The following is a 12,683-nucleotide window of genomic DNA, read 5'->3' on the forward strand; positions in this document are numbered from 1 at the left end:
CAATACTCATTGGCTCTGTACTGAAACTGCATTTTTTCGAAAGTAGAAATGAGTGAGTTATAAATTTATTTGACACTTTTCATTTGCTCACTTCTTAAATATAAGAAAAATAGAGAGTTTGCGTTCTTCTCATCTTCGTTATTAAGGTTTTATGCTTTAGTTGACCTTTATTGCAAATCTTTAGTTCAATACTTATTCCTATTCAGAATTCATCATTTAATTATTAATGAAATAATTTTTATCAACGTCAGGTCTACTTACTCGGATCTACAGCATTTTTTATTCATTTAGCAGGGCGAGATATCTATGAAAAAAATATTAGGATTAGTTTTATCAACATTGATGCTTTTTTATGTGTCATTCGCAAGTGCTGAAAAAGCTGTATTAGCGGGTGGTTGTTTTTGGTGTATGGAATCTGATTTTGAAAAATTACCGGGAGTGACTGATGTTGTGTCCGGTTTTACTGGTGGCACCTTAGAAAATCCAACTTATCGAGGCAATCATCAAGGGCATTATGAAGCCGTTGAAATTACTTATGATGCCAAGCAAGTGAGCTATCAACAGATATTAGATCATTACTGGGTAAACATTGATCCCTTTGATGGAAGAGGGCAATTTTGTGATAAAGGCGAAAGTTATTTAAGTGCTGTTTTTGTTGCAAACGAACAGGAGCGAGCATTGGCTGAAAAATCTAAACAGGCAGTGATTGCTGAGTTCCCTAAGCAAAAAGTTGTAACACCTATCTTAGATAGCAGTACTTTTTATCCTATTAAAGGCGCCGAAAGCTACCATCAGGATTATTATAAAAACAGTCCTCTACGGTACAAAGCATATCGCTGGAACTGTGGGCGAGACCAACGCTTAAAAGAGATTTGGGGTGATCGCGCTACTCATGGCTAATCTCATGTTGCTAATTGATAGCAGCACTTGAGTTAATAAAGCAATGAATTAATAGAAAGCAATGCATTAATAGAAAACGGCTAACTCAATTGAGTAGCCGTTTTTTGTTTTTAGTGACAAAAATAAAGTAATAATATCTATTACTTATAACCATCCGTTATATCAAGCACCGTTAAAATAGTTATGACTATTATAATCTTTATTGTATTATCTTATTTAGCCGTCTATACGGCCATTTATTTTAAAGGAACTGAAAATGTTTAATAAGAAAATCTCAAGGTTATTTTATCTTTTACCCTTAGCGTTTGGATTAGCAGCCTGTGGACAAGAAGAAAACACTGAAGTGATTAAAGTAGGCGCAACCGTTGGTCCTCATGCAGAAGTTATTGAAGCTGTCGCTATTGAAGCCGCTAAGCAAGGTTTGAACGTTGAAGTTGTCATATTCTCTGATTACATCACGCCTAATGCTGCGTTAGCGGATGGTAGCCTGGATCTTAACAGTTACCAGCACCAACCTTTCATGAGTAACTTTAATAGTAACAGCGAGCAAAAAATTGTTTCTATCGGTCATTCTATTTTAATGCGTATGGGGATTTACTCGACTAAGTACAAGTCGATCAATGATTTACCTGACAACGCAAAAATTTCAATTCCTAACGATCCAACCAATGGTGGTCGTGGTTTACTGTTATTAGCTGATGCAAAACTGATCACGTTAAAGCCAGATGCTGGTGCAAAAACGACGGTTTACGATATTGTTGAAAATCCTAAAAACTTTCAATTTATTGAAGTGGAAGCAGCGCAATTACCACGTACTTTAGATGATGTTGATGCATCGGTTATTACTATGAATTACGTTATGTCTTCGGGTTTAAACCCTGCTGAACAAGGTATTTATTTAGAAGCGAAAGATGCGGAGTTTGCTGTGATGAATGTTGCTGCGCGTGTACAAGATAAAGACAATGCAACTTATAAGAAGTTTGTTAAGATCCTTCAATCTGAAGCAACTCGTCAATTTCTAGATAAAACATACAAAGGCACCATTGAAGCTGCGTTTTAACCTATCAAGATAAGCACAAATAATCACTGGCTAACATTTCAAAGCCAGTGATTCCTGCCTCCTGTCACTAACCTTCTGTTCGTGTTATTTTTATGCTGTAATGCATTTTTAAATGTTAACGGCGTATTAAGATAAGTAACCGTTTCAACCTCTGTGCTGATTTAAAACATGAGTTCAATGAGTATTGATTCCTCTAATAGCATTGCGCTTAATAAAGTGATCAATTATTCAGACGAATTGACCTAATATAAATAAAAAATTAAAAGAGATTAAAATGAACGATTTACGCTCAAACTTGAGTTTATCTATTGAAGATGATGCAGCAAAAACCAGTGCGCTAATTGGTTATGGTTTGATGATTCTAGGTATGTTTACCGGCATATTTTGGTTAATCGGTGCTATTTGGGTAATGGTTAAAAGAGAAGATGCACGGGGTACTTTGTTTGAAGATCACTATACCAATATTATGAGTACGTTTTGGTGGGTATTAGCCTGGTCAGTAGTGGGAGTGATATTAGCTTTCTTTGTTGTGGGTTACTTTGTTTTGTTTGTGACTTGGGTGTGGTCTATTTATCGTATTATTAATGGCTTAGCTAAAATCACTTCCAATAAACCTTATACAGCATAGTTAGAGAACTTATGAATTATCATTACCTGCCTATATATTTGGCTATTGTAGGTTTAGCAGTTTCTTATTTTCTTGGATACATGCCACTCTTCATTTTTGTTGTTTTTGCGGTTGCTAGCCTAGTGACTTATTTCATTTATGCAAAAGATAAAAAAGCAGCGCGTCTTAATCGATGGCGAACGCCTGAAAAAACCTTACACTTCTGTTCTATTTTATGTGGTTGGCCAGGTGCAATTATTGCACAACAAAGGTTACGCCATAAAAGCCAAAAGCAATCTTTTAGAGTGGTGTTTATGTTTACGCTGTTGCTAAATGTTGCGCTGATTGCGAGTCTTCATACGGTACAAGGTGCTACTTTATTACGTCAATTCACGCATCAATTACAAAGTCATGTAATCATTCATATCCACCAGCCACAGCTTCAACAAACGTTATCATTGCTATTAGCTTTTCGAACTGATGATTACATTTATAAACAAAGTGATACGTTTTATATTCGTGAAAGCCGCATAAAATAATGTGGCATTGCCTTGTCGCTCGTTACTATTATTAACCAATGTTATTGTCGCTCGTTTTTCTTGCTGCTAACAATTTCTAGCTGGTGGATGTCATCTTATAATCCAAATTTTTCACTGTGTGGACGTGATTAGGGTTAGATCATGATATATTCAGGCATAATTTTTATATGAAAAGCACTGGAGGAAAGATGTTACGTCTCGCTATTATTGGTACCAACTGGATCACTGAACGTTTTGTCGAAGCTGCGCTAGCATCTCAAGAGTTTGAATTAACAGCAGTGTATTCTCGAGATGCAAAGCGTGCACAGGCATTCTCAGCTCCTTTCAATGGTGCAGCTGTTAGTTTTACTGATTTAACAGAAATGGCTAAAAGCGATGCCTTTGATGCCATCTATATTGCTAGCCCAAACTCACTACATTACGAACAAAGTATTCTGATGCTAGAGAATGGCAAACATGTCATTTGCGAAAAACCTGTGGCTTCCAATATAACCCAAGCTGAACATATGTTTGAGGTTGCTGAAAAAAACAATGTAGTATTGTTTGAAGCATTTAAAACTGAATATCTACCTAACTTCGCTTTAATCACTGAACACTTACCTAAATTAGGTCGCTTACATAAAGTCAGCATTAACTACTGCCAATACTCATCACGTTATCAGCGTTATCTTGATGGAGAAAATCCAAATACCTTTAATCCTGCTTTTTCTAACGGCTCGATTATGGATATCGGCTTTTATTGTGTTTCCAGTGTTGTTGCTTTGTTCGGTGAGCCATTAAAAATAAAAGCGAGTGCGCATTTACTTGACTCAGGTGTCGATGCACATGGTGCTGCTATTTTTTATTATCCTGATTTTGAAGTGGTGATCCGCCATTCTAAAGTCTCTGATTCAGCCTTACCAAGTGAGTTACAAGGAGAGGCAGGAGTGATGTTAGTTCCGCATATTTCTGAGTGTGATCATATTTCCCTACAGCGTCGTGGAGAAGCAGCGCAAGAGTTTAAAGTTGCACAGGTTGAAAACACCATGACCTATGAAGCGAGCTTTTTTGCTCAGCAAATTAAACAGGGTAAATTATGTGAAAAAGCCAAGGCGAGAGCATTGAGTGTTTCTCGTATGACAACAGAGATCCGTCGCCAAACAGGGGTTGTTTTTCCGGCGGATAAAATTAATTAAGTTTATTAGCGATACACATAACTCTCTAATAAACGGTAAGAATAGACGCTGTTGGCGGTGACGGAAAAAGGCAGATAATGGGAACATTATCTGCCTTTTATGATTTAGCCTATACGCTAATTTTTATGCGCTAGCTGAAGTTAGCTGTTTTGCTTTACGTGCAATGCGCATTTTTTTCAATGTTACACAAACTAAAGCGGTAACGACTGTGCCCGTCGCCATGCATATAATCGCCATCACAGGTTTGTTCATTGCGCCAAGTAATACAACAACTGGACCGCCATGAGCAACACTATTAGTGATACCGAAGGAGAATGCCATTACTGCGCCGACCATTGAGCCTAGTACGTTGGCAGGAATGACTGATAGAGGATCCTGTGCTGCAAAAGGGATCGCACCTTCAGAGATACCAACTAGACCCATCGCACCGGCTGCTTTACCCGCTTCGATTTCACTGTCTTCAAATATTTCTAATTTACGGCCAATCACGGTGGCTAATGCCATACCCAGTGGAGCAATTGGAATAGCGACCGCCATTGCACCCATAAACTGAGTTTGACCGCTTGCGATCATGCCTACGGAGAAGAGGAAAGCCACTTTGTTAAATGGTCCGCCCATATCAAAGCCAGCCATGCCGCCCAATACGATACCTAATAAAATGACATTACCGGTACTCATTTCAGTGAGAACAGCGTTTAACCATTCCATTAAATTGGCAATAGGTGCACCAATGACAAAAATAAATAGCGAAGCGATAAAAATGGTGCCTAAAATGGGCGCGATCATAATAGGTACAAGTGGCGCGACCATTTTGTGGTACTCACGTGTTGCAATAAAGCGCACAAAGTAACCCACTAATAGACCTGCAACAATGGCTCCGATGAACCCAGTTCCTGCAGAAGCATCATAAAATGAACCATTATTAGCAATCCAACCTCCAATGAACCCTGGAGCAAGCGCTGCGCGATCACCAATGGCATAAGCAATGTAACCGGCCAGAATAGGGATCATAAGGGTAAAGGCAACGACACCTACATTAAGTACTTGATTCCATAGACTACCTTCAGGGATTTGCATGCCATTAGCTGTTGGCTCTCCCCCCAAAGCAAGCGATAGCGCAATCATCAAACCGCCGGTGACCACAAATGGGATCATATGCGATACACCATTCATTAAATAACGATAAAGGTTAGATCTACCTGAAGTTACAGAGGAATTGTTTTGTGATGAGTTTTTTGAGTCAGCTTGGTAAGCAGGTGCATCCAATGCTTGTTGAATAACTGCTTTACCATTACTAATCGGCGCTTTTACTGGGGTTTGAATGAGCTTTTTACCATCAAAGCGAGCCATATCAACCTGCTTATCACTACTTACAACAATCGCCACAGCGCGTTCAATTTCTTCTGCTGTAGGTGCGTTTTTTACGCCAATAGAACCATTGGTCTCTACTTTAATTTCGTACCCCATTTGTGCCGCTGCTTTTTCTAATGCTTCCGCTGCTAAATAGGTGTGAGCAATGCCAGTTGGGCAACCCGTTACACCAATAATGAAGCCTTTATCCAAGGCGACTTTATCGGTTATTTCTTTTTTCTCTAATAATAAAGCGAGCGCCTGTTTAGTTGATATTGCTTTATGCATTGCATCAATAAACCCATCTTCAATTAATTTAGAGGAGAGTTCTGCTAACACTTCTATGTGATGATCAAAACCACCATCGGGAGAAGCTATCATGAAAAAGAGTGTTGAATTTTTACCATCTTCAGCACCGTATTCAATACCAGATTTACTAATACCAATGGCTACAGCTGGTTCAATGACTGCCGAGCTTTTAGCGTGAGGTATGGCAACACCTTCTTCAAAACCTGTGTTATCAATTGCTTCACGCGCATAGACATCTTTTAAAAAGCTATCTGGGTCGCTTAGTTTGCCTTGTTGGGCTAATAGGTCGACCATCTCATTTAGTACTTCATCTTTAGTTGTGGCTTTAAGATTTAAGCATATCAACTTTTCATTAATCATTTGAGTAATCATGATTGCACCTCCTCTGTGTAAAATATTATTTTAGTTTATGGAGGTAATTGTTAGATATTTTATGGATAAAAAATAGTGTACAGTAAATTCATTTACTGGATTATTGTACCCTGAATATCCCTTTGTGAAGTGGGTCACTGGGTGGTTCTATCTGTAACAAATACCAGGGGTTACTATATTGATATCACATTTAAACTTATTTTCCATTGACAATAAAAGTGAATAATAACCATGAGCCAAGTATTTATTAATGTATTAGAAGGTGTGTTGTCTGAAATAGAGCAGTTTAATCGAGTGTGGTTTGCCAGTGACCATTCAACACCTCCTTCATTTAGTTATCAGGTCAATTTTCCGCGTATGGAATTTGTAATCACTGGTGAGTACATCAATCAAATTGAAGACCCTGAATTTGGTTTAACTGAGGTGAAAATATTACCCGGAGATATTTTATATATTCCACCTAATAGTTGGAATAAACCTGAGTGGAATAGCGACTGTAGTGTGCTTAGTTTATTATTTGGCAAGCGTCAGTTAGGGTTTAGTTTGGTGCAAAAGCGCAAAGGGGAGGAAGCCTTTTTTGATGTGCAAAAGTATAGCCTGCAAACTCGTACAGGCCATGCCTTGGATCATATTTTAAATGCGTTAAATACCTTAGCAAAAGAGAAAATTCAGCATCCAACTGGAGGACATTTATTGATGGCCCTTATGACCTATTGTCATGGTATGTTGCTATCTCCCGAGACCGCTAACCAAGGGCGCAGTGAAGATTTGTATCAGGGAGTCTGTATTTATATTCAAGAAAATTTTCATCGCCATATCAGTCGCGATAATATCGCTCATCATTTCAATGTTAGCCCCAATCATCTATCGCGTTTATTTCGTCAACAAGGACACATGCGTTTGGCTGATTACATTACATGGGTACGGTTAGAGCGTGCAAAATTTATGTTAACACGCTATTCATTTCGACTTAGCGAAGTTGCATTACGTTGTGGGTTTAATGATGTTAACTATTTCTATCGTGTTTTTAAAAGTAAATTAGGTCGTACACCGAGTGAATTTAGGGCGATCTACAGTGATCAACAACGACCTTCTTAATTCGGGTTACTGCTGTGGGGGATAAATAACCTCAAAAGGGTTATGGAGATTGTTCAATAGGCTGTTCGGTAGGCCGCATGAAACAAGCTAAAATGGCTTGTAATTGATCGCCCATATAATGATAAGTAATAAATTGTTTTTTATCAGCATTGAGTAAGTTAACTGCTAAATGCCGCACCGCTAAAATGGCTTCTTTAGTGCAAGGTTTGGGTAATAGTAACGCTACGATATGAGTCACTCCACCATGTGCCGACTGCCAGTCAATCACTGTTTTAGATGTTAAGCAAATCATCATTGGTTGATCAATATATTCACTCACTATATGCGGTAGTGCAATGCCTCCTGCCATATCAGTTGAAGACAATTGCTCTCTTTGTATGAGTTGTACCTCTATTTTTTTATAGTGTTTGATTGAAGCCATTTTGGCAATCAGTTTAAGGATGCGTGCTTTATCGACTATGGTGGCATCCTTAGCAAAGGGCATGATGTGGTAACGGTGTTTGGCGCTCATTTTATTGGGTACTGAGAAGTGATGAAACTGAAAGTTATCATTGTACATTGGAGAGCTTGAATGAATCGTTGCCGTGTATGTATCTGTCACCAATACACAGTATTGTTGTAAATATAACTTTAGTGCCTCAACCTGGGTTTGTAGATTCTCCCCAATAAGAAAAATTTGGCATAGATCAAAGGGCTTAAAAGCGAGACTAAGTACTGCTAACTGGTGTTGTACATTGACTCGCTGCAACGTATCTATTTTGATTAACTCAGCAGCGCCTTGTATGTCACGTAAGCGCTGGTTAATACCCTTAATTAACCAAGCTGTAAGTCCACTTTCCCCTAAATACAGAGTAATACGTATTGTTGACATGATGATTAACTAGTTTGCTTGATACAATCTTGAATGACTTTATTTGGGTCAGTTAAGACTTCAACGATTGTTGTGTTAATTACTTGATATTGTTGGAATCGTTCAGCGTTTTCAATGTTGATATCGGACGCAATCAGTATCAGGTCTGCTTGGTGAATATCTTGATGGGTTAATTGATTTTCAATACCCATTGCTCCTTGGGTTTCGACTTGTATTTGGATACCAAAACTGGCTGCAGATTTGATTAAAGCTTCCGCTGCCATATAAGTATGTGCAATGCCTGTTGGGCATGCAGTAACCGCCACCATTCTCATCTTATATTCCTGAATTGATTTTATTAAGGTTTACTGATTTTTTGAAAAAAACATTAACTGGGAGCTTAAGGCTTGAGAGGTGTTTATTCAATCATGTCGAGGTCTAGTTATGAAGAACATCACTAGACCTTATAAAATAGTTACTATTAAAGTTGGTCAATGCATTGTGGAATGCTAACTCCTTTTAAAAAACACTGTTTTATTTGCTGCTCTTGTTGGTCAGATAAAATAATAGGTGGTTGATGAGCGGGCTCTGATTTGACTCGAGAACTTTGATTCGCAAGGTGTCGAATGACACGGCGGCGATATATCGCTAAGCGATTATATTGCACAATGAAACCTGATATAGCAAAAATCAAACACCCACAAATAATATAAAAAATTAGCATGTTGTCCTCCTGTTTATCGTTACCATCAGTCTACTTTGCTTTGCTGCGCATTGACAAATTAATCGTATAGATAATAAAAACACGTTTAATAAAGTAGGTACCCTGATTTAGCTAGACCCTAAATGATAGCGTTGACTTAGTTCGCAATTACAATATTTAATAGCAAGGCATAACCTGTAAAATATGTTATATATCATTTATCTATAGTGCTGTTTAGCACTGTTTATTATTGCCACCTTTGCAGTTATGAAAACTTATTTCAATGGGCTTTTTCAAGCCAAATTATTACATTAAAGCTTACTTAAAGGACCTGCTATGCCTGTCGCGAGTGTTTTACGATTAATTTTATTAGCCTCTATTTGGGGCGGCTCATTTTTGTTTATGCGTCTGACTGCTAATAGTTTAGGTCCTGCGGTGTTAATTGAGGGGCGGGTATTAGCGGCGGCATTATTTTTGTTGTTAATGAGCCTCTATCTTGGTCGAAAATTACAGTTTATTTCTTATATTAAACATTTTTTTATTATTGGTGCCTTTAATAGTGCTTTTCCTTTTCTAATGTTTGCTTATGCAGCACAAACTTTAAATGCATCGACTCTTGCGATTATTAACTCAACAGCGCCGTTGTTTGGCGCTGTGATAGCCAGTTTGTGGCAAAGAGAACGTTTACCATTAAAAGCCTGTCTAGGTTTGTTAGTGGGTATGTTGGGTGTCTCGGTATTGGTTGGACAGCAAGCAATGGCTCTTGGTGAACAGGGACTACTGGCTATCTCGGCCTGTTTACTAGCCGCTTTAATGTATGGATTTTCTGCAAATTATACTAAGGTCGCACCTGTGGTAGCACCGTTTGAAAATGCACATGGTAGCATGTGGGCATCAGTGATTCTGGTACTACCATTGCTTCCTTTTATACCTATTAGAGATCCCATTACTTTACCTATTAGTCTTTCGGTATTGGTGCTTGGTGTTGTCTGCACAGGTATTGCGTATTTATTATATTTTAAATTAGTGAAAGATGATGGTCCTGCATCGGCATTATCGGTGACCTTTTTAGTGCCGTTGTTTGGGATTTTATGGGGGCGTTTATTCTTAGGGGAAGCGATTGGCTTAAATACGTTATTAGGGGCAATATTAGTGATCACCGGTACCGTGTTAGTGACAGGGTTTTCATTTAAGAAGAAGTTACGCAAGGCTTATTAGCAGTAGCAATGGAGTACTTGCAAAGATTTAAGTACTCCATTGCTATAATTTAAATAGCTATAATCTAAATTGCTTTAAAGGTTACTTGGTATTTACCTAGATCTTGATATTTAATTTCTGTTGTATCAATAGGTACTTCTATCGCACCAGCATAAGAGCCAGTGATGATAGCTTGTCCTTTTTTGAAGCCGACACCTCTATTTCGCATGAAATTAATTAACCAATAAACCGGTTTATGTGCCGATAGGTTAGGGTGCTTGCCATCGTAATTTTTTGTTTCAGGTTGTCCATCGGCTGCAATGGTAGTGAGACCAATATTGATTTCAGAGGCTTGGTAAGCTTGTTCTTTACTGATTTCAGGTCCAATAAATATACCTTGGTTAAGTAGGCAATCTGCTAAATTATCAAAGAAAACAAGGTCATCATTAGGGCTGTAACGGCGTTGTAATAATTCTAGTGCCATATGGCAAGATACAATGGCATCATCGATTTCTTGTTCAGTATAAGCTTGTTCTCGAGCAGGTAAATCTTGGCCTAGGATAAATGCCACTTCCGGTTCAATTAAGGTTTTGCCTGGTTGTGTTGGTTGGACTAGGCACTCTGCACCTTGTTGTACAGTACCTTCTAATACTGGGGCAACCACCATTTGCTCAGGGTTTAATGGCACTAAACATTTCCAGCCCTCAATTTTAGAGCCGTTTTCTTTAACTGTTGTCATCTGTATTGCGAGTGCATCATCTAGGTTCGTTGGACGACAATCAGCCGTTAACATTTCACCTCTATGATTATTTTTACGTCTTGCTAATAGCTCCTGTGCAGCTTTGATACAAGCTTGATTGCTTAATGTTTGATTATTGTTGTCAGTCATTTTCAGTCTCTTGTTAGTAACGGCAGTTGCCAGATTAAAAGGGATTATACTTCGATAATATTAACGTAAATTAATTGAAAAGTTAGTATTTGTATTATTATATGCTCGTTGTGTCACTTTACATGGAAAATATTTCAATGTTCAAAGTGTCATCTGGTGATTAATTTATCAGATCCCTGAGATAGGTTTTAATCTTATTCAATATTTTTAGCGATCGGACTGTGATTTCATCTTTGTAACTGATTAATGGAGGTACTTCATATGACTAAAAGGTTGAAGTAAATACTTTGAAGTAAAAGGTTGGAAAGTAGCGATATGTTTTGTTGTTTACTTTTAAAACGTCTAACATTTTTTATGGGCGAATTTAACATTGAAATGCATAAAGGCTATTCGTCTACCTTATTAATTAAGGGGTAGCTGAATAGCCTTTTAGAAATGCATTTTGATTGTAATTAGCATATCGAAGCATTAATGCTGTGCCTTTAATAGCATGGCTTTAATACGATACCTTTAAAAAATTACTTTAATTTTGCGATGACTCTTCTTCAATTAATATTTGTGTTGCTTGAATATTATGCTGTTGTAAAAAGCCTAGTAACTGCACCATATATTGCACATCAGCGGTTTTATCCGCTGCAATAATCCATTGTGTTGCAGGTTTTTCCTGTGTGATTTTAATTAACTTTTGTTGGAACGTTGGCCAATCTGCGTGTGCAACCCCATCAATCGCCCAGTGTGGTGCTTGATGAAGTAAATTAATGGTAATCGCCTTATCATCAACCACTTGGCTAGCACTGCTATCTGTAGTTGGTAAATCAACTTCTAATGACTGCAATTTAATATTTGCTGAGAGCATTAAAAATACCATCACAATAAAAATAATATCGAGTAAGGGAGTGAGATCAACTTGAAATGATTGTTGATCATTGGCACGTTGACTTCTAATCACGAGTTAACTTCCTGCGTTGTTGCGATAGTTGTTTTTGCAGTGCGTTTTTGCTCAGGGAAACTAACACCTTGTAACCAAAGGTTACAAAAATTAAGTGTAAATTCTAAACGATAAGTTACTTTATTTGCCCATAACCCTAATAGTTGTGCGCCACAAATAGCAGGTAATGCAATTAATAAACCCGCGGCAGTGGTGCGCATTGCAATGCCTAATCCATCAGCCAAGTCATTGGGAGTGACTGAACCTGTGGTTAAAGCTATGGCTTTAAACATCTCAATTAAACCTAATACGGTACCTAATAAACCTAGTAATGGGCTGATCACGCCAATCAAGGCTAATAGCTTTAATCCGCTGTGTAACTCTTGACGCTTATCTTGTACCCAAATGCTGGCAGTATCTTCACGCAATTGTTGGCTAAAGTGTTGATGCGAAAAAAGCATTGCGATACCGCGTTTAGCAAGATTTTTTTCTGTTTTTAGTTGCACGCTAAGCGACTGTAATTGCTCGCTTTGCTTTGGGTCATGGGCTTTCAATAATTGTGTAATTTCTTTTTTGCTTAATGAACCAAAGCTTAATAATTTTAATAATCGTTCACTTATGATCATTAACGTTAAAATCGAGCAAATTAATAATGGCCAAGTCATTAAACCAAGTTGTTGTTGTATTAAATTAAATAAAGTCATGA

General features: G+C 37.9%; 14 protein-coding genes. 7 read left to right on the plus strand and 7 right to left on the minus strand.

Annotation, left to right across the window (positions count from 1 at the left end):
* Positions 1-306: 306 nt before the first annotated feature.
* The 5 genes from msrA (at position 307) to H5084_RS07895 (ending at position 4,281) form a co-directional block, all read left to right on the plus strand.
* Positions 307-900: a peptide-methionine (S)-S-oxide reductase MsrA gene (msrA, locus tag H5084_RS07875; protein ID WP_182690101.1), complete on the plus strand. Its 594-nt coding sequence runs from the start codon at positions 307-309 to the stop codon at positions 898-900.
* Positions 901-1,156: 256 nt separating this feature from the next.
* Entirely contained in the window at positions 1,157-1,960 is an 804-nt protein-coding gene (locus H5084_RS07880) for a MetQ/NlpA family ABC transporter substrate-binding protein (RefSeq protein WP_182690102.1), read from the plus strand.
* Positions 1,961-2,234: 274 nt separating this feature from the next.
* Entirely contained in the window at positions 2,235-2,588 is a 354-nt protein-coding gene (locus H5084_RS07885) for a YIP1 family protein (protein ID WP_028869333.1), read from the plus strand.
* Positions 2,589-2,599: 11 nt separating this feature from the next.
* The gene (locus H5084_RS07890) at positions 2,600-3,106 is read left to right on the plus strand and encodes a DUF1294 domain-containing protein (protein ID WP_051369185.1); all 507 of its coding nucleotides are present in this window, start codon (positions 2,600-2,602) and stop codon (positions 3,104-3,106) included.
* Between the two features lie 167 nt (positions 3,107-3,273).
* Entirely contained in the window at positions 3,274-4,281 is a 1,008-nt protein-coding gene (locus H5084_RS07895) for a Gfo/Idh/MocA family protein (protein WP_259396703.1), read from the plus strand.
* A 123-nt stretch (positions 4,282-4,404) separates the two neighbouring features.
* Here the strand turns inward: H5084_RS07895 and H5084_RS07900 are convergent, their stop codons facing one another.
* On the minus strand, positions 4,405-6,312 hold the full coding sequence (locus H5084_RS07900) for a fructose-specific PTS transporter subunit EIIC (RefSeq protein ID WP_182690104.1): 1,908 nt from the start codon (positions 6,310-6,312) through the stop codon (positions 4,405-4,407).
* Between the two features lie 231 nt (positions 6,313-6,543).
* Here H5084_RS07900 and H5084_RS07905 point away from each other — a divergent pair, with 231 nt between their 5' ends.
* Complete coding sequence (locus H5084_RS07905) at positions 6,544-7,410, plus strand: helix-turn-helix transcriptional regulator (protein ID WP_028869330.1); 867 nt, start codon at positions 6,544-6,546, stop codon at positions 7,408-7,410.
* A gap of 40 nt (positions 7,411-7,450) precedes the next feature.
* On the opposite strand, the gene H5084_RS07910 is transcribed toward H5084_RS07905, so the two are convergent.
* From H5084_RS07910 to H5084_RS07920, 3 genes are all read right to left on the minus strand, one after another.
* A complete protein-coding gene (locus H5084_RS07910) occupies positions 7,451-8,281 on the minus strand; it encodes a PTS sugar transporter subunit IIA (protein ID WP_182690105.1) in 831 nt (276 codons plus the stop codon).
* Positions 8,282-8,286: 5 nt separating this feature from the next.
* Positions 8,287-8,595 (minus strand): PTS fructose transporter subunit IIB, encoded by a 309-nt coding sequence (locus H5084_RS07915; RefSeq protein WP_028869328.1) that lies wholly within the window; start codon positions 8,593-8,595, stop codon positions 8,287-8,289.
* Positions 8,596-8,741: 146 nt separating this feature from the next.
* Entirely contained in the window at positions 8,742-8,984 is a 243-nt protein-coding gene (locus tag H5084_RS07920; RefSeq protein ID WP_182690106.1) for a hypothetical protein, read from the minus strand.
* A 315-nt stretch (positions 8,985-9,299) separates the two neighbouring features.
* Between H5084_RS07920 and H5084_RS07925 the strand changes: the two genes are divergently transcribed.
* Positions 9,300-10,181: a DMT family transporter gene (locus tag H5084_RS07925; protein ID WP_182690107.1), complete on the plus strand. Its 882-nt coding sequence runs from the start codon at positions 9,300-9,302 to the stop codon at positions 10,179-10,181.
* Between the two features lie 64 nt (positions 10,182-10,245).
* Here the strand turns inward: H5084_RS07925 and H5084_RS07930 are convergent, their stop codons facing one another.
* The 3 genes from H5084_RS07930 to H5084_RS07940 all read right to left on the minus strand — a co-directional run bounded on the left by H5084_RS07930 (position 10,246) and on the right by H5084_RS07940 (position 12,681).
* Positions 10,246-11,049, minus strand: coding sequence for a hydratase (locus H5084_RS07930; RefSeq protein ID WP_182690108.1), 804 nt, complete (start codon positions 11,047-11,049; stop codon positions 10,246-10,248).
* A gap of 523 nt (positions 11,050-11,572) precedes the next feature.
* On the minus strand, positions 11,573-11,998 hold the full coding sequence (locus H5084_RS07935; protein WP_182690109.1) for a biopolymer transporter ExbD: 426 nt from the start codon (positions 11,996-11,998) through the stop codon (positions 11,573-11,575).
* Complete coding sequence (locus H5084_RS07940) at positions 11,995-12,681, minus strand: MotA/TolQ/ExbB proton channel family protein (protein ID WP_182690110.1); 687 nt, start codon at positions 12,679-12,681, stop codon at positions 11,995-11,997. The genes H5084_RS07935 and H5084_RS07940 overlap by 4 nt, the downstream gene beginning before the upstream one ends.
* Between the last annotated feature and the right edge of the window lie 2 nt (positions 12,682-12,683).

The organism is Psychromonas sp. SR45-3 (genome assembly GCF_014163575.1).
Classification (GTDB): Bacteria; Pseudomonadota; Gammaproteobacteria; order Enterobacterales; family Psychromonadaceae; genus Psychromonas; species Psychromonas arctica.